Genomic DNA, 22,672 nt, shown 5'->3' on the forward strand with positions numbered 1-22,672 from the left:
TTCCCATGGCGGATATGAACCCGCGCCTTTCCGACACCAGCAAGTTTCCCGATCCGGTCTACAAGGAGACGGTGCTTCGCCCGCTCTTCGACGGCGCCAAGAACCACCATGTCGACGGTTTCCGCAGGATCGACCGTGCGCATCTGGTGATGCTGGTCGAGACCGGCATTCTCGACATCGAACTAGCGGGCAAGATCGCTGGCGCGCTTGTCGCAATCGACAAGGAAATCGATCCCACCAAGCTGGAATATACCGGTGAAGTGGAAGACTTCTTCTTCCTGATCGAGAAGGAATTGAAGGCCCGGATCGGCGTCGATATCGCCGGCCGGCTGCACACCGCCCGCTCCCGCAACGACATCGACCACACGCTCTTCAAGCTCGGCCTGAAGGAGAAGATCGATGCGCTGATGGAGAAGGCGCGCAAACTGCTCGCCGCGATGATCGATGCCGCCGACCGCAACAAGGCGACGCTGATCGTCGCCTATACGCACGGGCAGCCGGCGCAGCCGACGACCTTCGGGCATTATCTCTCGGCAGCGATCGAGATTTTCACCCGCGACATGGAGCGGTTCGCGGAAGCTCGGAAAATCGTCGATCTGTCGCCGATGGGCGCTGCCGCGATCACCACGTCCGGCTTTCCGATCGACCGGGCGCGTGTCGCGCATCTGCTCGGTTTCTCGGCGCCGCTACGCAATTCCTATTCCTGCATCGCCTCGGTCGATTACACGACCTCGACCTATTCGGCGATCGAGCTGATGTTCCTGCATCTCGGCCGCCTGATCCAGGATTTCCAGTTCTGGACGAGCTTCGAAGTCGGCCAGATCTACGTGCCGAACGCGCTGGTGCAGATTTCCTCGATCATGCCGCAGAAGCGCAATCCGGTGCCGATCGAACATCTTCGCCATCTCGCCAGCCAGACTATGGGCCGGGCGCGCACCGTACTCGACGTGATGCACAACACGCCATTTACCGACATGAACGACAGCGAGGGCGAAACGCAGGGCATGGGTTACGAGGCTTTCGCCTCCGCCGCCCGCGTGCTCGATCTGCTCACCGCGCTGATCGGCCAGATCAGCATCGATCCGGAGCGGGTGGACCAGAATATCCGCCGTTCCTGCATTACCATTACCGAACTTGCCGACTCGCTGGTGCGGATCGAAGGCCTGTCCTTCCGCGAAGCCCATGAGATTGCGGCTGCGACCGCCAAGAGCGTCGTTGCCGCCAAGGGCAGCCTGACGGATGACGGTTACGAGCCCTTCCTGATGGCCTTCGAGCATCTGACCGGCCGCAAGCCGTCCGTCGATCTCGCGAAGTTCAAGGATATCGTCTCGCCGGAGCATTTCGTCTCCGTCCGCGCCCGCTTCGGCGGCCCGGCACCCGAGCCGATGAATGCAGCGCTGGCAAGCTATCGTGAAAGACTTGCCGCTTTCGATACCGTTGCCAGGACGGCAGCCGAGCATGAAGCCGCTGCCGCTGCCGAACTCAACGAAAAGTTCACCGCCCTGATGGGAGCCCGCTGATGGCGACGATCGAACTCCAGAAACTGGTCAAGCGCTACGGCAAGGTCGAAGCCGTCAAGGGCATCGACCTGCAGATTGCTGACGGTGAATTCGTCGTCTTCGTCGGGCCTTCAGGCTGCGGCAAGTCGACGACGCTGCGGATGATCGCCGGCCTTGAAGAAATCTCCGGCGGCACGCTGAAGATCGGCCCGGACGTGGTCAATGAGCGCGAACCGAAACAGCGCAACATCGCCATGGTTTTCCAGAACTATGCGATCTATCCGCACCTGACCGTTCGCCAGAATATCGGCTTCGGCCTTTATACGTCGAAGCTCAGCAAGGAAGAGAAGGACAAGCGGATCGAGGAAGCCGGCAAAATCCTCGGCCTGACCGCCCTGCTCGACCGTCGCCCCGCTGCCCTTTCCGGCGGCCAGCGGCAGCGCGTCGCGATCGGCCGCGCCATGGTGCGTGACCCTTCAGCCTTCCTGTTCGACGAGCCGCTGTCCAACCTCGACGCCCAGCTTCGCTCGCAGATGCGCATCGAGATCAAGCGCCTGCACCAGCGTCTGAAGACCACCACCGTCTATGTGACGCACGACCAGATCGAGGCCATGACCATGGCCGACCGGATCGTGGTGATGAAGGACGGTCATATCTTGCAGGTTGGCACGCCGTCGGAGCTTTACGAAAGCCCGGTCGACGTGTTCACCGCCCGTTTCATCGGCAGCCCGTCGATGAACCTCGTTCCCGGCAAGCGCACGGGCGCGGGCGTGGAGATGGGAGCCGGCGATATCCTGATTGGCGTTCGCCCGCATGACCTGATTGCCGGCGCGACCGAAGGCGGTTTCGCCGTCACCGGAACCGTCACGGCCGTCGAACCGCTCGGACCCGAAACGCTGGTGCATCTCGACATCCCCGAGGGTTCGGTGATAGCGACCGCGCGGGACAAGACCGTGCCGGCCGTCGGAAGCCAGCTGACCTGCGCCGCGGCGCCCGGCAGCCTCTATCTTTTCGACACCAGCACAGAGAAATTTCTGGGCCGTTCATGATGACGCATGCAGCAGACAGATCCGCCGTGCTCAGCATCGGGCGGGTCTATTGCGACCTGATTTTTACCGGGCTCGGCCATCTGCCGGTGCTGGGACGCGAGATTTTTGCCGACGGCATGGAAATCGCGGCCGGAGGCGGTGCCTTTATCGCTGCCGCGCATCTGGCACATGCCAAACGCAAGGTGGCGCTGGTTGCCAGGCTCGGCAAGGATTCGCTCTCGGCAAGCATCGAGGAGCAGGTGCGTGACAGCGGTGTCGATCTGCGTTTCGTGGAACATGCGGACGATGCCGGCCCGCAGGTGACGGTCGCAGCCGTCGTTGGCCAGGATCGCGCCTTCCTCACCCGCCGCTCCGGCCCTGCACTGCCTGCGACGCTGGAAGCCGCTTTCGAATGGAACGAGGCCCGGCATCTGCATATCGCCGAATATGCGACACTGCACGAAATCCCCGATCTCGTTTCCCGCGCCAAGGAAAAAGGCCTCACCGTTTCGCTTGATCCGAGCTGGGACCCGGCGCTGATCTATGATCGCGGCCTTTTGCGCGCCTGCGCCGGCGTCGATCTGTTTTTGCCCAATCTCGAAGAAGCCGAGGCGATCACCGGTTCGGCCGAGCCCGAAGTTGCGATCCGCAAGCTTTCCTTCGCCTTCCCCGCCGTTGCACTGAAGGGCGGGGCGGAGGGGGCATGGCTGATGTCGAAAGGACGGCTGATCCATGCGCCGGCTGAAACCGTACCGGTGATCGATACGACCGGCGCCGGCGATGCGTTCAATGCCGGGTTCATCCATGCCTGGCTGGATGGGGCGGCAGAAGAGGCGTGTCTCAGGGCCGGTATTCGATTTGGCAGCCTGGCGGTACAGGCGGCTGGCGGGGCGAAGTTGCTGACAGCCGAAAGTTAGATCCTTGTCGGCAAGGGCCTGAGCCAAATGCTTCAGGCCGCGTCACCTAGATAGACGATGCCATACGGATTGAATTTGAAATCGTCTTCTTCGTAGCCATCGCAGGGAAGCAGCGTCGCGTTATGGCGCGCCAGGACCGGGCCTACCCCTTCGGCAGACATTTCATCGGCTATCCGGTCGATGAGCCAGCTCAACACCAGTTCATTGTCTGAATGACTTCTGGGCACGAAAACCTCTGGCAAGCCGACGAGATGAAAGCCGATGCTGAAGAGGAAATCCTCATGACTCAGCGGTCGTTTGCTGAAAGCGAGGCGGCAAATGCGGGTCAGTTCGCCGCGTTCAGCGGTGTTCTCCGCCTCGATGGCAAGCTGCGTCCATCGTTCGACGCCATGAGCGACGCCGGCACTTTCGCCTTTTGCGGCAACAGCGCCATTCGCCAGGGCATGTGCCACGAGACGAAGGGCGATTGCAGATGTGTCAACAGCGTCTTCGGCCCTCATATGCGGGCCTAGCACATAGATCACGCCACCATGTTCCAGGACAGCTCTCTCGTCATACTCGGTCCAGGCTTCGTCATGTACCCGATCCCAGCAAACGTCGAAGGACCTGGGCATATGGTCGTCGGGCATGTCCTGCGAATACTGCCTGTCGATCTCGAATTCCGGTGCAAAGCTATCGATCGCCGACTGAAGGGAGCGGAACAGTGCTGCAAACTCATCCCGGCCTGCCAGAAAGCAGATCACGTGGCGGGACCGGAATTCGGAAAAGCTCATGGATGCACCGCAACCGCCCGATCATCCGAATCGAACCGGTGCAATCGCTCGCGATCCGGCGTGGCGAAGACTACGTCATCCGGCTTGTAGGCATGTTCGCCGAACAGCCGGACCGTCAGCAGACCGGTAACCTCTGTTTCCAGATAGACGATCGTATCGGCGCCGAGGTGTTCCACGTGGACAACCTTGCCCTTCCAGTCGCCGCTGTCGCGGGAGAGCGAAATATGTTCGGGGCGGATGCCGAGGGTCTTGGCGGATGTATCGTCCAGCTTTTCGGCCGGAATGAAATTCATCTGCGGCGAGCCGATGAAGCCGGCAACGAAGATGTTGGCGGGCTTATTGTAAAGCTCCATCGGTGAACCGACTTGTTCGATCGCGCCGGAATTCAGCACGACGATCTTGTCGGCCAGCGTCATTGCCTCGACCTGGTCGTGGGTGACGTAGATCATCGTCGCCTTCAGGCGTCGGTGCAGCGCGGCGATTTCGAGGCGGGTCTGGACGCGCAGCGCCGCATCGAGGTTGGACAACGGTTCGTCAAACAGGAAAAGTTTCGGTTCGCGAACGATGGCGCGGCCGATCGCGACGCGCTGGCGCTGGCCGCCGGAAAGCTCGGCCGGGCGGCGGGCGAGATAGGGATCGAGCGACAACATGCCGGAGGCCTTGGCGACGCGCGTGTCGATCTCGGCCTTTTCCGTGCCGGCCTGCTTGAGGCCGAGACCCATATTGTCCTTGACCGTCAGGTGCGGATAAAGCGCATAGGACTGGAAGACCATGGCGATGCCGCGTTTGGCGGGCGGTATGCCGGCCACTTCTTGGCCGTCGATGCGGATAGAGCCGGACGAGACATCCTCCAGGCCGGCAATGGTGCGCAGCAGGGTGGACTTGCCGCAACCGGACGGGCCAACGAAGATGACGAATTCGCCATCCTGCACGTCGAGGTCGATGCCTTTCAGCACGTCATGGGTGCCGAAGGCCTTGCGGATGGATTTCAGTTGAAGGGAACCCAAGGGCCTATTCCTTACATCTTTGTTCTACGCAATTCCGGATGCAAAACCGCTATGCGCTTTTGCAGGAACCGCTTTTAAAGTCTGACAGGCTTGCCGCTGCGCACGCTTTCATCCGCCGCAAGGCAGATGCGCAGCGATTGCACGGCGTCGTCCATGTGGCGGGTGAGGTCGATATCCTCACGGATCGCTTTCAACACATAGGCCTGTTCAAGATCGCAGAGCTTCTGATGGTCCGGCTCGCCGGTCATCGAGAGGTCCTGATCGGCTCGGATGAAATGTCCGTCCGGACCTGTCTCGCCGGAATGGACGCGGATCACGCTGGTCTTGGTGTGAGTGTCGATATCGTCGGACTTCGCCTTGTTGTCGACCAGGATCGAGACGGAGCCCTTGGGCGACATGACGTCCTTCACGAAGAAGGCCATTTCCGACATCATCGGCCCCCAGCCCGCCTCGTACCAGCCGACCGATCCATCCTCGAAGAGGACCTGCATATGGCCGTAATTGTACATGTCCGGCGCGACTTCATCGGTCATGCGCAGGCCCATGCCGCGCACCTCAACGGCCTTGGCATCGGTGATCTGGCACCAGACATCGACATAATGCACGCCGCAATCGACGATGGGCGAGGTCGTCTGCATCAGCGCCTTGTGGACATCCCATTTCGGCCCGGAGGACTGCTGGTTGAGGTTCATGCGGAAAACGTAAGGCGGGCCGAGCTTGCGGGCTTCGGCGATCAACGTTGTCCAGGATGGGTGGTGGCGGAGAATATAACCGACGATGAGCTTGCGGCCGTGCTTCTTCGCGGCAGCCACGACCCGTTCGGCATCGGCGACGGTGGTGGCCAGCGGCTTTTCGACGAAGACGTCGCAGCCGGCTTCGAAGGCCATGACGGCGTAATCGGCATGGGTGTCGGAATAGGTGTTGATCGAGCAGAGGTCCGGCTTGGTCTGTTTTAATGCATCTTCGAAATCGGTGAAGAGCGGATAGATTTCAAGTTCCGCCGGCAGGTCGCGCTTGGAGCGATTGACGAGGCCGACGATCTCGAAGCCGGGATCGTTGTGATAGGCGATCGCGTGGCTGCGGCCCATATTGCCAAGGCCGGCGACGAGGACGCGGATGGGGTTCATAGATTCTCTCCTCTACCGGCGTGCAGGAAAAGCCCCTCACCTCGCCTCCGCTTTGCTCGGCGCACCCTCTCCCCGCAAACGGGGCGAGGGAAATCCGCAGCGTTGCGGCATGTTTCCTTCTCCCCGTCCTGACGGGGAGAAGGTGCCGGCAGGCGGATGAGGGGCAGCGGCCGTTCCGCGGAAAATACCGCCATCACTTCACCGCCCCCGATGTAATCCCGCGAATGAGCTGCCGTGAGAAGATCACGTACAGAACCATCACCGGCAGGATGGCCAGCGACAGCGCCGACAGCACCGCATTCCAGTTCGTCACGAACTGGCCGATGAACATCTGCGCTCCAAGCGTTACCGTCTTTGTCTCTTCGCCCGGCGCGAGGATCAGCGGGAACCAGAGGTCGTTCCAGATCGGGATCATGGTGAAGACCGCGACCGTCGCCATCGCCGGCCGGACCAGCGGCAGGACGAGGCGGAAGAAGATCGAATATTCCGACAGGCCATCGATACGGCCGGCGTTCTTCAGGTCGTCGGAAACGGTGCGCATGAATTCCGACAGGATGAAGATCGCCAGCGGCAGGCCTTGTGCAGTGTAGACGAGGATAAGCGAGGTCAGCGTGTTGACGAGGCCGGCGGCCACCATGCCCTGCAGGATCGCTACTGTACCAAGCCGGATCGGGATCATGATGCCGAGCGCCAGATAGAGACCGAGCAGCGTATTGCCGCGGAACCGGTATTCGGAGAGGGCGAAGGCGGCCATGGCGCCGAACAGCAGCACCAATGCGATCGAGACGACGGTGACGATCAGGCTGTTCTGAAAGTAACCGAGGAAATCGCCCTGGGCGATAACCGTCTCGTAACCGATCAGGCTGAAGGTCGAGGGACCGGGCAGAGACATCGGCTCGCGGAAGATCGCATTGCGGTTCTTGAACGAGTTGACCAGCGTCAGAAACACCGGAAACAGCGCCACCAGCGTGTAGCTGATCAATGCCAGGTGAATAAGCGCTGTGCGAAGCGGTGCGGAGCGAGCTTTGGACATCTGATCGCTCCCTCAGAACTGGTAGCGACGCATGCGTCGCTGGATGACGAAGAGATAAAGCGACACGCCGGCAAGGATGATGATGAACATCACGGCGGCGATGGTGGCGCCCATGGAACGGTCGCCCATCTGGTTCTGGAAACCGAAAAAGGTGCGGTAGAGCAGCGTGCCGAGAATATCGGTCGCGCCATTGGGGCCCGCGAGCGCGCCCTGCACCGAGTAGATCAGGTCGAAGGCATTGAAATTGCCGACGAAGGTCAGAACCGAGACGATGCCGATCGAGGGCAGGATCAGCGGCAGCTTGATCTTCCAGAACTGGCTCCAGCCGGTAATGCCGTCGCATTCGGCGGCTTCCAGCACTTCTTCCGGGATGTTGAGGAGTGCTGCATAGATCAGCATCATCGGGATGCCGATATATTGCCAGACGGAGATCAGCGACACGGTGATGAGCGCCGTCTCCGGCTTGCCGAGCCAGGGGGCAAAAGCCCATTTCAGGCCGACCCAGTCCATCATGGTCGGCGCAATGCCCCAGATCGGCGACAGGATGAGCTTCCAGATGAAACCGACGATGACGAAGGACAGAAGCGTCGGCACGAAGATCGCCGAGCGGTAGAAGGCGGCGAAGCGCAGGCCGGAAATGGAGAGCATGGCAGCGATGGCGATACCGACCGGGTTCTGCACCAGCATATGGATGATGAAGAAGATCGTGTTGTTCTTCAGCGCATTCCAGAAATCGGCGGACAGGCGCGGATCGGAAAACAGGCGGACGAAATTGTCGAGGCCGACAAAGGCAAGCTGGCCTTCGACCATGTTGAAGAGCGAGAGGCGCAGCGTCTCGATCAACGGCAGGATCATCACGGCCGTGTAGACGAGGAAGGCGGGCGCCAGGAACACGAGAATGTGCCAGCGGGCGGGGCGTTTTACGGGAGCGATCCCGGTATCGGTCATGTCGGTATCGCTCATGGCGCACTCCTGCTCATTGGGGCGGTCGCCACCTCAGCAATTTATACTTGAGAAGTGAAGCCCCCTCATCCGCCTGCCGGCACCTTCTCCCCGCTGGGGAGAAGGGAAATGCCGCGCCTTTGCTATTCCCTCCTCTCCCCTTGGGGAGAGGGTGGCCGAGCAAAGCGGAGGCCGGGTGAGGGGGCCGCTTGCTCCGTCGTTACTTCGCCGGCTTGTACCAGCTGTCGAGGCCCTTCTGGGTCTCGGCGCCGGCCTGATCAGCCGTTTCCGTGCCGTTGATGACATTGGCCGAGACGCGCCACATTTCGAGGTCGAGGTTCGGCTTGCCGCGGCCGACGATCGCCGCACTTGGGCGGATGGTCGGCTTGCAGTTCTGGCGCCAGGAGACGAATTCCTGGGCGAGAGCGTCGTTCATCTTCACCGCCGTCGAGTTCAGGCTGAAGAAGCCCGGCAGCGCGTTGGCGTAAAGCTCGGCGAATTCCGGCGAAGCGACCCAGGCCAGGAATTTCTTCGCGGCTTCCGGGTTCTTGGCCTTGGCATTCAGGCCGATGCCGATGTCGTTATGGTCGGAAATGTAGCAGGTGTCGCCGGCCTTCTTCACCGGCGGCGGGAAGGCGCCCATTTCGAAATCGGCCTGCGCCTTGAATGGCGCGATTTCCCACGAACCGGCCGGATAGATGGCGGCGCGGCCAAGCGTGAAGAGGTTCTGGCTGTCCGGATAGGTCTGGGCTTCGAAACCGTCGCCGAGATAGGGCTTCCACTTGGCGAGCGTCTTGTAGGGCTCGACCCAGGCGGCATCAGTCAGTTTCTGGGAGCCGGAGATCAACGCCTTGCGGCCTTCCTCACCCTTCCAGTAGTTCGGGCCGATATTGTAATAGCCCATGGTGGCGGATTCCCACTGGTCCTTGGTGCCCATGGCCAGAGGAATATAGGTGCCGCCCTTCTTGAATTTTTCCAGAACCGCGAAGAACTCGTCCTCGGTCTTCGGCACCTGGACGCCGGCTTCCTGGAAAGCCTTCTTGTTGTAGATGAAGCCGTGGATGACCGATGCCATCGGCACGCAGAACGTCGTCTTGCCGTCGTCGGTGGTCCAGGCGGACTTCGCCGTATCGGAGAAATTGCCGATGCCCGGCAGGTCGGAAAGCGAGGCGAGCTGACCCTTCTGGAACATGGCGAGCGACAGGTCGAACGGGCGGCAGGTTATAAGGTCGCCGGCGGTGCCTGCTTCGAGCTTGGCGTTGACGGCCGAATTATATTCGGTCGGCGCCATCGGTGCGAAGGTCACCTTGACGTCCTTGTTCTTGGCCTGGAAGGCCGGAATGATCTTTTCCTGCCAGATGGACAGGTCGTCGTTACGCCAGCTCTCGATGGTGAGATTGGCGGACTGAGCCATTGCCATACCCGGCGCGAGCACGGTCGTGGCAAAAAGCAGGCCCTTCAACATGCGGTTCATGACGTTCTCCCTCATTTTGCGCCTTCAGGCGCGCTTCATTGAGCTCTTGTTTGAACTTTGGGTGCTCTGCAGCTCTTCGAGTGCCGGCCGCAGCATATCACCGGAACGCGACAGCAATGCCCGCGCCTCGTCGGCGTCGGCTGCGCCGGATGCCAGCAGCACCGCCACCTTGACCGAACCGTCGGCGGCCGCGAACCAGGCGCGAGCCATGTCGAATTCGATGCCGGTTATATCGGCCACCATGCGGGCGGCGCGGATTCGCAGCTTTTCATTGTCGGCGCGCAGGCCCACCATATGTCCGTCATGCACATGGCCAAGCTTCACGGCCATCAGCGTCGAAAACATGTTGAAAGCGATCTTCTGGGCCGTGCCGGCGCCCATGCGGGTGGAACCCGCGATGACTTCCGGCGGCGTTTCGAGTAGGATCACCACATCGGCGCCGTCGAAGAGTTTTGCGCCGGCATTGTTGGCGATCGCGACGAGCTTTGCGCCCCGCGCCTTGGCGACTTCGGCGACCGCGACCGTATAGGGCGTCGAACCGCTGGCGGAGACGCAGACGACGCAATCTCTGTCGGTGATGATATTGGCATCGCGGTTGCCGAGCGCCGGATTGTCTTCCGGGCCGCCCGGCAGATCGGTGACCGAAGAAAGGCCGCCCGCAAATAGGACGGCCAGACTGTCCGGCGCGATGCCATAGGTACCGGGGAGTTCGACCGCATCGGTCATGGCGATGAGACCGGCGCTGCCGGCACCGGCATAAATCAGCCTGCCGCCGGATTTCAGCGCCTGGGCCGCAAGATCCGCGGCTTTGGCGATATCGGATAAGGCATGATCGACGACCTTTGCCGCCTGCTGCTGACCCGCCGCCAAAACGCCAAGGATATCCACCGGCGCGAGCTGATCCAGCCCCGCGGCGCTCCCATGTCTTGCTTCGGTGGCAGTTTTGCTCATCCGACGTCTCCCTTTACCAAAATGATGCCAAAAAAATACCAATTGTCCAGAAGTAAAATTAACTTTTATGACCAGACTGCTAAATTTCGCATTATCGGACTAAAATATTCCTGATTTTTCAGTGATTTGAGAAATCGAATAGTGAAAGGCTGAAAACGGCCTTGGTGAATGGTACTTTTTTGGTATTATCAATTTCGGAGGTATTCAATGCCGGAATATTTTATCGGGATAGACGGCGGCGGCACAAGTTGCCGTGCGGCACTGGCTGACGGAAATGGCACGATCATCGGTCGTGGCAAGAGCGGCGCCTCCAATATCCTGACCGATCCCGACAATGCTCTGAGACATATCAGCGAGGCTGCCGGCCTTGCCTTCCGGGACGCCGGCATTTCGGCCGATCTCACCTCCGCCTCAGCCGTGCTCGGCCTTGCCGGCAACAATGTCGGCGATGCGGTAAACTATGTGAAGGCGCGGCTGCCGTTTCGCCAGTCGGATATCGTGTCGGACGGCGTGATCGCGCTGCAGGGTGCGATCGGCGATCAGGACGGCGCGATCGGCATCGTCGGCACCGGCACGGTCTATATCGCCCGGCATGAGGGCAAGCTGCATTCGGTTGCCGGCTGGGGTTTCCAGGTCAGCGATCTCGGTTCCGGCGCCCGGCTCGGCCAATTGGCGCTGCAGGAAAGCCTGCTTGCTTACGATAATATCCGTCCGATAACCGAGCTGACCAAGGCAGTGCTGGCGGAATTCGGTGGCGATCCGGAAGCCGTGGTGGATTTTGCCCGCCTCGCCAAACCCGGCGATTTCGGCCGCCACACGCCAAAGGTCTTCGAATTCGCTACCCGTGGAGACGAAACCGCCATCCGCATCCTGAAGACAGGTGCCGCCGGCATCGACGAGGCGCTCGATGCGGTGAACGGCATCACCGGAGGCAAGGGTCGGCTGTGCCTGCTCGGCGGGCTTGGGCCTCTTTATCCGCCCCATCTGGCCGAACGTCATCGCGCCCGGCTTTCCGAGCCGTTGGCGGATGCGCTGACCGGCGCCGTCGCACTCGCCGTCCAGGCCTATGGCAAGGTCGAGAATTCAAGGGCGGGCATCGGCGCATGAACCAGACGCTTGCCGCCATCCTGCCGCTCGAAGGCCTGCAATCCGCCGGCAGCGGACCGCTTTACGTCAAGCTGCGCCAGAGCCTGGAAGACGCGATCCGCACAGGCAAGCTGGAACATGGCGATGCGCTGCCGGCCGAACGCGATCTGGCTGACTATGCCAATGTCAGCCGCGTGACGGTGCGCAAGGCGGTGGATGATCTGGTCCGGGACGGGCTGCTCAGCCGCAAGCATGGTTCCGGCACGTTCGTCGTCAAGCCGATGAGCCGTGTCGAACAGCCGCTGACCAAGCTCACCTCGTTCACCGAGGATATGGCGCGGCGCGGGCTGACGACGAAATCCGAATGGCTGGAGCGCGGGCTTTTTCACCCGACGCCGGAAGAGATGATGATGCTGGGTCTCGCGCCCGGCACCAAGGTCGCGCGGCTCGGCCGCCTGCGCATGGGCAACGACATGCCGCTCGCTATCGAACATGCCAGCATTTCGGTGGAATTCCTGCCCGACCCGGAAGCGATCAGCGGTTCGCTTTATGCGGAACTGGAAAAAAGGGATGCCCGACCGGTGCGTGCCATACAGCGGATATCGGCAAGCAATATGAAAGAGCCGGATGCCGGCCTGCTTGGCGTGCCGGTTGGCTCGGCGGGCTTGTCCATCGAGCGCGTTTCCTATCTGGCCTCCGGCCGGGTGGTGGAAGTGACACGCTCGCTCTATCGCGGCGATGCCTATGATTTCGTGGCCGAGCTTTCGCTTGGCGGAAACTGACCATTCGAGGACGATGCACATGCTGACCAACATGACCTATATGCGCAAGGAGATTGACGAGGCTCCGGAAGCCGCGGCCCGCCTGCTTGAAGGCTCCGCCAGTGAGATTGCCGCCGCCGGCCGCGCGTTGCGCGAAAAGGACCCGGCCTTCCTGATTACCATTGCGCGCGGCTCTTCCGACCATGCCGCGACCTTCATCAAATATGCCGTCGAGCTGACTGCTGGCCGGCCGGTCGCTTCGCTCGGGCCATCGCTCGCCTCGATCTATGGTGCCAACCTGCAGCTCGCCGGCGGCGCCGCAATCGCCATTTCGCAATCCGGTAAAAGCCCGGATATCGTCGCCATGGCGGATGCGGCCACCAAGGCCGGTGCGGTGACGATCGCGTTGACCAACACGCTGCCCTCGCCGATTGCGACCGCCTCGACCTATGCCGTCAATCTGAATGCCGGCCCCGAACTCGCCGTCGCCGCGACGAAATCCTTCGTCAACTCGATCGTCGCCGGCCTTGCCGTATTGTCCGAGTGGACGGGCGATGAAAGCCTCAAGGCTGCCGTTCGTGGACTGCCGGAACATTTTGAAAAGGCCGTAAAGCTCGACTGGAGCGAGCTTGCGCATGAACTCGGCGATGCGGAATCGCTCTACATGCTTGGCCGCGGCCCGGCACTGGCAATCGCCAGCGAGGCGGCGCTGAAGTTCAAGGAAACCTCCAACATGCATGCGGAAGCCTATTCTTCTGCCGAAGTGCTGCATGGGCCGGTGGCGCTGGTCGAGCGGCGGTTCCCGGTCGTGACGTTTGCGGCGCGCGATGCTGCCGAAGCTTCGGTGGTCGAGATCGTCGATGGTCTCGCAGCCAAGGGCGCGCTGGCCTTCGCGACATCCGACAAGGTGAAGGAAGCCCGCAGGCTGCCGTTCATCGCGACCGGTCATCCGATTACCGATGCGCTGGCGCTGATCCTGCCCTTCTATGGTTTCGTCGAAGCCTGGTCGCGTTCCAAGGGTTTTGACCCGGATGCGCCGGTGGCGCTGAAGAAGGTGACGGAAACCCTATGAGGAAGCAGGCTATTATAGGTGCCCGGATTTTCGACGGCACCTTCTGGCATGAAGATGCTGCACTCGTTCTTGACGGTGGCAAGATCGAAGCGATCCAGTCGGCCGCCAAACTGCCGGAACGCATCGAGACGGTCGATGCCGGCGGCGGGATGATCGTGCCGGGCTTCATCGACCTGCAGGTGAATGGCGGCGGTGGCGTGTTGCTCAACGAAGACCCGAGCCTTTCTGGCCTGACACAGATCTGCACCGCGCATGCCAAGTTCGGCACGACCGGCCTGTTGCCGACGCTGATCACCGATACATACGAGATCACCGCCAAAGCCGTCGAGGCCGGCAAACAGGCGAAGGCCGAAGGCGTGTCGGGTTTCCTCGGCCTGCATCTCGAAGGCCCGCATCTTTCCGTTGCCCGCAAGGGCGCGCATGACCCGCAGCTGATCCGGCCGATGGGGGAGAAGGACATCGATCTGATGCTTTCCTGCAAGGGCAGGTTCGATGCGATGATGATCACCATTGCGCCGGAAAATGTCACGGCCGAACAGGTGAAGCGTCTTTCGGAAGCCGGCTTCATGGTGAGCCTCGGGCATACGGACACGACCTACGAGACGGCAAAGGATTACGCCGAATCGGGCTTGCGCACCGTCACGCATCTGTTCAACGCCATGAGCCCGCTCGGCCATCGCCAGCCGGGCGTCGTGGGTGCGGCGCTCGACATCGGCTCGCTTTATGTCGGCATCATCGCCGACGGCATCCATGTGCATCCGGCGGCGATGGGCGTGGCGCTCAGGGCAAAAAACGGCCCCGGCAAGATTTTCATCGTGACCGACGCCATGTCGACGATCGGCACGGATATGAAGAGTTTTACGCTGAACGGCCGTGAGATCCTGCGGCAGGACGGACGGCTGACGCTAGCCGACGGCACGCTCGCCGGTGCGGATATCGACATGATCTCGTCGGTGCGGTTCGCGCATCAGGCGCTCGGCCTGCCGGTCGAGGAGGCATTGCGCATGGCCTCGGCCTATCCGGCGGAAGCGGCCTGGCTCGACGGGCACAAAGGCGCACTGAAGGCAGGATATGATGCGGATTTCGTGATGCTAACCGATGAGCTTGCGATGAAAAGCACCTGGATCGGTGGGATGAAGGTGCATCAGGAATAAAGGCCGAGCTAAAGTCCATTTCCTGTGCGGCGCAATCCCTTCTTCCCCCTTGCGGGGAAGATGTCAGCACGGCTGATAGATGGGGGTGGTGCCGCAGATTCAACGGCCTAGGAATATACGGTTTGGTCTCGTCAACTTTGGGTACCAAACCCTGTTTTCGAAATTGTCCGCGAGAACTCACCCAAATCAGGAATGTGCCTGATAGAATGAAAAGTCGGGAGGATCATCGCTCCCTCACGACCGAAGAGTTCGCTGAGCCACCCGCATCTGTCGGCTCTGCCGACATCTTCCTCGCAAGGGGGGAATAAGGGAGTGCGCCGCGCCGCTGCTATTACCCGGCTACCGGAAACCCGATCTCCACCTTCAATCCCCGACCCTCTCGCCCCTCGGCAAGCGCCATCCCAGCGCCATGCAGTCGCGCAATCTCCTCAACGATCGGCAGCCCCAGCCCAGTCCCGGACTTCTCCGTCCGGTCCCCTCGTTCAAACCGTCTCAGCACGGAAGTCTGCTTCTCGGCTGGTATTCCCGGACCGTCATCCTCGACCTCAAGCACCGCGCGTTCGCCGGTCTGGCCGACTCGAACGGTCACTTCCGCCCCGCTGCCGGCATAAAGCAGCGCATTGCCGATCAGGTTTTTTAGAAGCTCCCCGACCAGCAGCGGCTCGACTTCGACAAAAACCTCGCCCTCGCCTTCGAAGCCGAGATCGATCCCGGCATCGGCGGCCAACGGCACGTGATCGGCCGTCGCCTGCCGCGCCAAGGCTGTCAGATCGATGCGCTGCATCGAGGCCAAGCGGGTGGCGGCGTCGATCTTGGCCATCAGCAGGAGCTGGGCGAGGATACGTTCCGCATCGGCGACCGCCTCATCCGCCTTTCGCGCGGCCTCCTTGATCTCGTCGAAGCCGGTCGCGCGATTGGCAAGCGCAAGCTGGGTACGGATGATGGCAAGCGGGGTACGCAGCTGATGGCTGGCGTTGCCGGTGAAATGACGCAGCGCTTCCAGGGCGCTTTCCAGCCGAACCATGAAGGAATTGACCGTATCGACAAGGCCCTCGACCTCGTTCGGTACGCGCTGACTGATCGGGTGCAGATCGTCCGGGCTACGTTCAGCGATCGCCTCGCTGAAGCGGTAGAGCGGCCGCAGCGACAGCGTGACCGCCACCCAGACGATCACCGCTGCGCCGACGATCATGAACAACAGTCGCAGCGCCGAACGGATGAGAATGGTCTGGGTCAGCTGCTGGCGAGCAATGGTGGTTTCCGCAACGGTAACGATGAAAGGGACCGAGTTGATGCCGGTCGAAGCGGAGCGTGCGAGCGCAGCCAGCCGGATCGGTTCGCCGCGGAAGACCGAGTTTTCGAAGGCCGCGGCCTGGCCTTCCCGGCGCGGAATGGAGGGCAGGTTCTGATAGCCAGTGATGAATGTGCCGGGCGGCCCATCAACGCGGTAGAAGACCCGGTCCTGCGCCGCCGAGGTCAGCATTTCCAGCGCCACATAGGGGATATCGACTTCGAGCGAACCGTCCTCCGCCACCACGACGCGCTCGGCGATCGCCAGTGCCGAGCCGGCCAGCACGCGGTCGGAGACCTCGTTTGCCGTATCGACCGCCTCGTCCCAGGTGTCGATCATCGCCACCGTGCCGATCACGGCGGTGGAGACGAGCAGCCAGGCGAGCAGCCGGCGGCGTAGCGAGTAGGAGGCTGCAGGCGTTATCGGAGAAGCGATCGGCTGCGTCATGCGGCAGGCGCGACAGTTTCGAGATAATAACCGATGCCACGGGCGGTCTTGACCGTCAGGCCATGGGCGCCGAGGCGGCGGCGCAGGCGGCTGACATATTGCTCGATCGCATTGGCGGACAGGTCGTCGTCGAAACCGGTCAGAGAACCGACGATCGCATCCTTGGAGACGACCTTGCCGGCGCGCAGGAAAAGCAGCTCCAGAAGCGCCAGCTCGCGGGCCGGAATATCGAGCGGCACACCCTGGCAGGAAAAACTGCGCGAGGTGAGATCGAAGGTGACGCCGCCATAGTTGACGATCGAGCTTCTCAGACCCGCCTGGCGGCGCAGCAGGACGCGGATACGCGCTTCGAACTCGGAAATATCGAAGGGCTTGATCATGTAGTCGTCGGCACCGAGATCAAGGCCCTTGACCCGCTCCTCGGGCGTGCCGCGTGCCGTCAGGATCATCACGGCGGCCTTGTTGGCGCGGGCGCGCATGGCCCGCAGCACGTCAAGCCCGTCCATTTCCGGCAGGTTGAGATCGAGGATGACGAGGTCGTAGGTCTCTGCCGCGACGACGGCTTCGGCGGAGGCGCCGTCTGCCACGGCATCCACGGCATAACCGCTGCCGCGCAGGATAGCCGTCAGTCCTTCGGCCAGCGCCTGATTGTCCTCGACCAGAAGAATACGCACGAAATCTCCCCGATAGAGCGCCGTGCATCCTTTCGGGCACACAAAGGACGCTCTAAGTCTTTGAAACTACGGCACCGTGCTTTCCAAAAATCGGAAACACGATGCCGTAGTGCCGCCGATTATAGCGGCGCAGGCGGGGATGTCACGAATGTGCTGCGTTATTAACCGAGACGGCCGAGATAATCCGGCTTACCGACCGGAACGCCCTTGTGGCGCAGGATGGCGTAAGCGGTGGTGACGTGGAAATAGAAGTTCGGCAGCGCGAAGTTCAGCGCGTAGCTGGTGCCGGTAAATGTCCTGGAACCGTTGCGGGTCGTCAGGACGACTTCGGCCTCTTCGCGGCCTTCCATGCTCTGCGGATCGATTGTGTTCAGGAAGGCGACGGTCTTTTCGATGCGGGCATGCAGGTCCGCAAAGGTGGCTTCCTCGTCAGCCATAGGAACGCCTTCGACCTGACCGATGCGCACGGCAGCGAACTTGGCAGTGTCGCTGGCGCGCTGGATCTGACCCGTCAGCGGATACATGTCGTCGATCAGCCGGGCTTCCAGCAATTCCTTGTGAGCTATGCCCTTTTCATCGGCGAAGGCTTCGCCCTTTTTCAGGATTTCGGTGAGGTTTGCGAAATTGCGAAGAAAAACCGGAACAGTGATGTCGTAGAGCGAAAGCGACATGGAATTTAACCTTTGAAATGAGGGTTGGCGCGGCCGCCCTTCGACAGAATGGCAGGCGCGAAATGACCGCCCAGAGGTAATGATGCCATGTTGGAAAACAAGCTGGCAAAAGTTGCATTTGGCCGCCTGTGGCGGGAATGTTACGCGCGTTCCGGTTGACCGTCAGTTCGCTTGTGATCGGCGGCTTACTGGGGCATTCTGCAGGTATGAAAAGCGCGCTTTTCCTCTCCCTCTGTCTTCTCTTCCCGCCCGGCGTCGCCGTGGCGGATACGACGCTGTTTCCGGCCATCTCCGGACGTGCGGATGCGCCGCTTCTCACTGTCTATTCATCGCTCGACGAACCTTTGGCCAAGCCGATGATCGCCGGTTTCCAGGTGGCCAATCCGGATGTCGCGGTGCGTTACGAGGATATGCTGACCGGCGAAATCTACGACCGCATCGTGCGGGAGACGGATGCCGGCAAGAGGACCGCCGACTTTGCCTTCTCGTCCGCCATGGACCTGCAGGTGAAGCTCGCCAATGATGGTTATGCGCAGGTCAGCGACCTGCCGATGAGCGGCGAATGGCCGGGCTGGGCCAACTGGCGCAACACGGCCTATGCACTGACCTTCGAGCCCGCTGTGTTCGTCTATCACAAACCGAGCTTCAAGGATCACGATCCGCCCTCGACACGCGCCGAGTTCGTTGATTTCCTGCAGAAGCAGGGCGATGCGGTGTATGGGCGGATCGGCACTTATGACATCGAGCGTTCGGGCGTCGGTTTCCTGTTCATGTCACGCGACCAGGAACAGTTCGGCGACATCTGGTCTGTGATCAAGGCCATGGGTGCGGCCGGCGTGAAACTGTATTCGACCAGCCAGGCGATCCTCGAACGGGTTGCCGACGGGCGCTTCGTGCTCGGTTATAATATCCTCGGCTCCTATGCCGCCGACTGGGCGTCGCGGCATCCGGAAGTCGGCATCGTGCTGCCCAAGGATTACACCGTGGTGATGTCGCGTATCGGCCTGGTGCCGCAAGCCGCGGCGTCTCCCGATCTCGGCAAGCGCTACCTGCAGTTCTTCATGTCCAAGGAAGGCCAGACGATCATGGCCCGCGAGCTGCAGATCCCCGCCGTCAGCCCGGAAGTCGCCGGCAACAACACCGCCACGACGCTGCGCGAAATGCTGGGCGGCCAGCTGAAACCCGTCCCCGTCAGCCTCGGCCTGATGGTCTATCTCGACCAGGTGAAGCGGGCGCGGCTCATCTCTCGCTGGAACGAAGTGCTGCGTCTGCAATAATAAGTGGCACGGTTTTCGTTCCGCCGGCATGAATTTAGGCAATTTCGTGGCATCAGCCCCTTGCCAAATCCCGTCAGCGCGAAAAATGTCAGGTAAATGTCAGCTTGATATGTTGGCTTAGGGATATTCGGCCCCCGTTTGGAGGCGGGGAACCGAGATGACGGGAGGAGTTTGGGCCAGGCGGTTCTCGCTTGAGGCTTTTTTCACCTGTCGCATAGCCAAAGAAACTTTTCGCGCCGGATGACGGCGCCAACGGAGGACATACCCTTGAAACACTTCTTCCTCGCTTCCATTCTCGCGAGCGCGATCGCTCTTCCGGCCGCTGCGGCCGACTATTCCATCATGGCACCGGCAGCGCCGGGCGGCGGCTGGGACCAGACCGCCCGCACCATGCAGACCGCACTGCAGACGGAGAAGATCTCCAGCAAGGTGCAGGTCATGAACGTTCCGGGCGCCGGCGGCACGATCGGCATCGCCCAGTTCGCGAGCCAGCAGAAGGGCAACCCGAACCAGCTGATGGTCGGCGGTTATGTCATGGTTGGCGCGATCCTCACCAACAAGTCGCCGGTCACCCTCAAGGACGTCACTCCGATCGCCCGTCTGACCGGCGAATACGAAGTCATCGTCGTTCCGGCTGCTTCCGAGATCAAGACGGTTGCAGACCTCGTCGCCAAGCTGAAGGCAAACCCGGGTTCGGTTTCCTGGGGCGGCGGCTCGGCCGGCGGCACGGACCACATCCTTGTTGGCCTGCTGGCGAAGGCCGGCGGCGTAGACCCGACCAAGATCAACTACATCGCCTTCTCCGGCGGCGGTGAAGCGCTCGCCGCCATCCTCGGCGGCCAGGTCACGGCCGGCGTTTCGTCCTATGGCGAATTCGAAGGCCAGATCAAGGCCGGCACGCTGCGCGTTCTCGCCATCTCGTCCGACAAGAAGGTCGAAGGCATCAGCGCCCCGACGCTGAAGGAATCCGGCTATGACGTGGTTCTGCAGAACTGGCGCATGGTTGCAGCCGCTCCGGGCCTTTCCGCCGAGCAGAAGGCAGCCGTCACCGCTGACGTCGAAAAGCTCGCCAAGTCCAAGACCTGGCAGGACAACCTGAAGACCAAGGGCTGGATCGACACCTACCTTTCCGGTCCGGAATTCGAAGCCCAGCTCGCCAAGGACATCGCGTCCACGGAAACCATCCTGAAGGACATCGGTCTCGTCAAATGAGCGTCGACAACAACAAGACAGTAACTGAACAGCGCCGCCCCGATTGGGCGGCGCTTGTTATCGCCGCCGTTCTCGTCATCATGGCAGCCGTCATCTTCTTCGACGTCTCCCGGTTGCGCGATATGGGCGGCTATAGCCAGGTCGGCCCGGCCACCGTTCCGGACTGGATCGCCTTCGCTCTGGTCGGCCTCGCCGTCTGGACCGTATTTGCCGCCTTCCGCCGCGATTTTCCGGAGCGGGAGAAGCAGGAAATCAAGCCGGTTGCCTGGGTCGTTGCAGGCCTGATCGCGCAGATGGTCCTCATCCGCTTTGCTGGCTTCTCGATCGCCACGGGCTGTCTCTTCGGTCTTGCCGCTGCCGGTTTCGGCGCCCGCAGGATCTGGATCAGTATTCCGATCGGCATCGTCATCTGTTTCGCCATCTACTGGCTCTTCGCCGTCATGCTGCAGCTTTCACTGCCGGCAGGTCCGCTGGAACGACTGATCCATTGATCGGGTCTTTGGAGCAATTTCGCTTTCTCCGATTCGCGAAAATGCTCCAAGTCTTTGTTTTAACGCATTTCCTTTCGCAAAACCGCTTCGCGCTTTTGCTGGAAATGCTCCGAGAGTAAGATCATGAGCACTTTCGATTTTCTTCTGCAGGGTCTCGCCTCGGCCATGATGCCGATGAACCTGCTCTATGCGCTGATCGGCGTGACGCTCGGCACCCTGGTCGGCGTGTTGCCGGGCATCGGGCCCGCCACCACCGTCGCGCTTCTGCTGCCCGTCACCTATCAGCTCGACGCGACCGGTTCGCTGATCATGTTCGCCGGCATCTATTACGGCGGCATGTATGGCGGCTCGACGACCTCGATCCTGCTCAACACGCCGGGCGAAAGCGCCTCAATCGTGACGGCACTCGAGGGCAACAAGATGGCCCGCGCCGGCCGCGGCGGCCCCGCCCTTGCGACGGCAGCTATCGGCTCGTTCGTCGCTGGCCTGATCGCGACGCTGGCGCTCGCCTTCGTAGCGCCTCTCGTGGTCAAGATCGCCCTCTCCTTCGGCCCGCGTGAAAACTTCGCGCTGATGGTGCTGGCCTTCATCACCGTGTCGTCTGCCTTCGGCAATTCGGCGCTGCGTGGCCTCACCTCGCTGTTCATCGGTCTCGCCCTGTCGCTCGTCGGCATCGACCAGCTGACCGGCCAGAACCGTCTGTCCTTCGGCGTGCCGGACCTGCTCGACGGTATTGAAGTGACAACCATGGCCGTCGCCATGTTCGCGATCGGCGAGACGCTGTTCATTGCCGCTCAGGGCGCCCAGGCACCGGACAAGATCGAAGCGATCAAGGGGTCGGTCTGGATGACGGCCAACGACTGGTCCCGCTCCTGGAAGGCCTGGCTGCGCGGCACCGTGATCGGCTTCCCGATCGGCGCCATGCCGGCCGGCGGTGCTGAAATCGGCACGTTCCTGTCCTATGCGACCGAAAAGAAGCTGACCAAGCATCCGGAAGAGTTCGGCAATGGCGCGATCGAAGGTGTTGCCGGCCCGGAAGCCGCCAACAATGCATCGGCCGCCGGCACGCTCGTGCCGCTCTTGACGCTCGGTCTGCCGACATCCGCGACCGCCGCGATCATGCTTGCCGGCTTCCAGCAATACGGCCTGCAGCCCGGCCCGCTTCTCTTCGCGACCAATCCACAGCTCGTCTGGGGCCTGATCGCCTCGTTGCTGATCGCCAACCTGATGCTGCTCATCCTGAACCTGCCGCTGGTCGGTCTCTGGGTGAAGCTGCTGACCATTCCGAAGCCATGGCTTTATGCCGGCATTCTGGTGTTTGCGACGCTCGGCACGATCGGCGCCAATCCGTCGGTCTTCGAACTCGGCATGCTCTTGGTCTTCGGTCTCGTCGCCTATGTCATGCGCGTCATGGATTTCCCGATCGCGCCGGTCATCGTTGGCCTGATCCTCGGACCGCTGGCGGAACAGCATCTGCGCCGCGCGCTGGCGATCAGCCAGGGCGACATCACGACGCTCTTCCAGTCGCCGATCGCTGCCGTGCTGCTCGCACTCGCCGCAATCGCTCTCATCCTGCCGCTGATCCTCCGCCTGCGCGGCCGCGGCAATGTCCTTACGCAGATGGCAGCCAGCGAAGACTGATCCAATGCCATCGGCAAACTCCAAGCCCGGTGATAAGCCGGGCTTTTTTTGTTTGAGTAGCATGAACATATGAGGCGGCCATCTGGTACATGGCGTTCGCCATGGGAAATCCACCCAGCGTCCAACTTCAAAGGGCGATCGTCG

21 protein-coding genes are annotated in these 22,672 nt (G+C 61.6%); 11 read left to right on the plus strand and 10 right to left on the minus strand.

Annotated elements, in window-relative coordinates:
* Nucleotides 1-5 precede the first annotated feature (5 nt).
* The 3 genes from argH to KX729_RS19630 are packed head-to-tail and all read left to right on the plus strand — an operon-like array spanning nt 6 to nt 3,444.
* Nucleotides 6-1,520: an argininosuccinate lyase gene (gene argH / locus KX729_RS19620; protein ID WP_219744159.1), complete on the plus strand. Its 1,515-nt coding sequence runs from the start codon at nt 6-8 to the stop codon at nt 1,518-1,520.
* Nucleotides 1,520-2,548 (plus strand): ABC transporter ATP-binding protein, encoded by a 1,029-nt coding sequence (locus tag KX729_RS19625; RefSeq protein ID WP_219744160.1) that lies wholly within the window; start codon nt 1,520-1,522, stop codon nt 2,546-2,548. Before argH ends, KX729_RS19625 begins: the two co-directional genes overlap by 1 nt.
* Nucleotides 2,545-3,444: a carbohydrate kinase family protein gene (locus KX729_RS19630; RefSeq protein ID WP_219744161.1), complete on the plus strand. Its 900-nt coding sequence runs from the start codon at nt 2,545-2,547 to the stop codon at nt 3,442-3,444. Before KX729_RS19625 ends, KX729_RS19630 begins: the two co-directional genes overlap by 4 nt.
* Before the next feature lie 32 nt (nt 3,445-3,476).
* Here KX729_RS19630 and KX729_RS19635 read toward each other — a convergent pair whose 3' ends face one another.
* The 7 genes from KX729_RS19635 to KX729_RS19665 form a co-directional block, all read right to left on the minus strand.
* Nucleotides 3,477-4,217 carry a hypothetical protein gene (locus KX729_RS19635; RefSeq protein WP_219744162.1) on the minus strand — a complete coding sequence of 247 codons (741 nt, stop codon included), beginning with the start codon at nt 4,215-4,217 and terminating at the stop codon, nt 3,477-3,479.
* Complete coding sequence (locus KX729_RS19640; protein ID WP_219744163.1) at nt 4,214-5,224, minus strand: ABC transporter ATP-binding protein; 1,011 nt, start codon at nt 5,222-5,224, stop codon at nt 4,214-4,216. The genes KX729_RS19635 and KX729_RS19640 overlap by 4 nt, the downstream gene beginning before the upstream one ends.
* Nucleotides 5,225-5,298: 74 nt before the next feature.
* Nucleotides 5,299-6,351, minus strand: a complete 1,053-nt coding sequence (locus KX729_RS19645) for a Gfo/Idh/MocA family protein (protein WP_219744164.1) — start codon at nt 6,349-6,351, stop codon at nt 5,299-5,301.
* Between the two features lie 193 nt (nt 6,352-6,544).
* A complete protein-coding gene (locus KX729_RS19650; protein ID WP_219744165.1) occupies nt 6,545-7,384 on the minus strand; it encodes a carbohydrate ABC transporter permease in 840 nt (279 codons plus the stop codon).
* Between the two features lie 12 nt (nt 7,385-7,396).
* On the minus strand, nt 7,397-8,347 hold the full coding sequence (locus KX729_RS19655; RefSeq protein ID WP_219744166.1) for a carbohydrate ABC transporter permease: 951 nt from the start codon (nt 8,345-8,347) through the stop codon (nt 7,397-7,399).
* Nucleotides 8,348-8,546: 199 nt separating this feature from the next.
* Nucleotides 8,547-9,800 carry an ABC transporter substrate-binding protein gene (locus KX729_RS19660; protein ID WP_219744167.1) on the minus strand — a complete coding sequence of 418 codons (1,254 nt, stop codon included), beginning with the start codon at nt 9,798-9,800 and terminating at the stop codon, nt 8,547-8,549.
* Nucleotides 9,801-9,824: 24 nt separating this feature from the next.
* Nucleotides 9,825-10,751 (minus strand): N-acetylmuramic acid 6-phosphate etherase, encoded by a 927-nt coding sequence (locus tag KX729_RS19665; protein WP_219744168.1) that lies wholly within the window; start codon nt 10,749-10,751, stop codon nt 9,825-9,827.
* Between the two features lie 207 nt (nt 10,752-10,958).
* Between KX729_RS19665 and KX729_RS19670 the strand changes: the two genes are divergently transcribed.
* From KX729_RS19670 to nagA, 4 genes are read left to right on the plus strand one after another with little or no spacing between them, the layout of a single operon-like run.
* Nucleotides 10,959-11,858: a glucosamine kinase nucleotide-binding domain-containing protein gene (locus KX729_RS19670; RefSeq protein ID WP_219744169.1), complete on the plus strand. Its 900-nt coding sequence runs from the start codon at nt 10,959-10,961 to the stop codon at nt 11,856-11,858.
* Nucleotides 11,855-12,619, plus strand: coding sequence for a GntR family transcriptional regulator (locus tag KX729_RS19675; RefSeq protein WP_219744170.1), 765 nt, complete (start codon nt 11,855-11,857; stop codon nt 12,617-12,619). The genes KX729_RS19670 and KX729_RS19675 overlap by 4 nt, the downstream gene beginning before the upstream one ends.
* A 19-nt stretch (nt 12,620-12,638) precedes the next feature.
* The gene (locus KX729_RS19680; protein ID WP_219744171.1) at nt 12,639-13,670 is read left to right on the plus strand and encodes an SIS domain-containing protein; all 1,032 of its coding nucleotides are present in this window, start codon (nt 12,639-12,641) and stop codon (nt 13,668-13,670) included.
* A complete protein-coding gene (gene nagA / locus KX729_RS19685; RefSeq protein ID WP_219744172.1) occupies nt 13,667-14,824 on the plus strand; it encodes an N-acetylglucosamine-6-phosphate deacetylase in 1,158 nt (385 codons plus the stop codon). The genes KX729_RS19680 and nagA overlap by 4 nt, the downstream gene beginning before the upstream one ends.
* Before the next feature lie 331 nt (nt 14,825-15,155).
* On the opposite strand, the gene KX729_RS19690 is transcribed toward nagA, so the two are convergent.
* The 3 genes from KX729_RS19690 to KX729_RS19700 all read right to left on the minus strand — a co-directional run bounded on the left by KX729_RS19690 (nt 15,156) and on the right by KX729_RS19700 (nt 17,907).
* A complete protein-coding gene (locus KX729_RS19690) occupies nt 15,156-16,562 on the minus strand; it encodes a sensor histidine kinase (RefSeq protein ID WP_219744173.1) in 1,407 nt (468 codons plus the stop codon).
* Entirely contained in the window at nt 16,559-17,236 is a 678-nt protein-coding gene (locus tag KX729_RS19695) for a response regulator (RefSeq protein WP_219744174.1), read from the minus strand. Before KX729_RS19695 ends, KX729_RS19690 begins: the two co-directional genes overlap by 4 nt.
* Nucleotides 17,237-17,397: 161 nt before the next feature.
* Nucleotides 17,398-17,907, minus strand: a complete 510-nt coding sequence (locus tag KX729_RS19700) for a DUF1993 domain-containing protein (RefSeq protein ID WP_219744175.1) — start codon at nt 17,905-17,907, stop codon at nt 17,398-17,400.
* A gap of 206 nt (nt 17,908-18,113) precedes the next feature.
* Here KX729_RS19700 and KX729_RS19705 point away from each other — a divergent pair, with 206 nt between their 5' ends.
* The 4 genes from KX729_RS19705 to KX729_RS19720 all read left to right on the plus strand — a co-directional run bounded on the left by KX729_RS19705 (nt 18,114) and on the right by KX729_RS19720 (nt 22,528).
* Nucleotides 18,114-19,184: an ABC transporter substrate-binding protein gene (locus KX729_RS19705; protein ID WP_219744176.1), complete on the plus strand. Its 1,071-nt coding sequence runs from the start codon at nt 18,114-18,116 to the stop codon at nt 19,182-19,184.
* A 267-nt stretch (nt 19,185-19,451) separates the two neighbouring features.
* Nucleotides 19,452-20,396: a Bug family tripartite tricarboxylate transporter substrate binding protein gene (locus KX729_RS19710; RefSeq protein WP_219744177.1), complete on the plus strand. Its 945-nt coding sequence runs from the start codon at nt 19,452-19,454 to the stop codon at nt 20,394-20,396.
* Nucleotides 20,393-20,887: a tripartite tricarboxylate transporter TctB family protein gene (locus KX729_RS19715; RefSeq protein ID WP_219744178.1), complete on the plus strand. Its 495-nt coding sequence runs from the start codon at nt 20,393-20,395 to the stop codon at nt 20,885-20,887. The genes KX729_RS19710 and KX729_RS19715 overlap by 4 nt, the downstream gene beginning before the upstream one ends.
* 123 nt (nt 20,888-21,010) lie before the next feature.
* Nucleotides 21,011-22,528 (plus strand): tripartite tricarboxylate transporter permease, encoded by a 1,518-nt coding sequence (locus KX729_RS19720; RefSeq protein ID WP_219744179.1) that lies wholly within the window; start codon nt 21,011-21,013, stop codon nt 22,526-22,528.
* Nucleotides 22,529-22,672 lie beyond the last annotated feature (144 nt).

The organism is Neorhizobium populisoli (assembly GCF_019430945.1).
Taxonomy (GTDB): domain Bacteria; phylum Pseudomonadota; class Alphaproteobacteria; order Rhizobiales; family Rhizobiaceae; genus Neorhizobium; species Neorhizobium populisoli.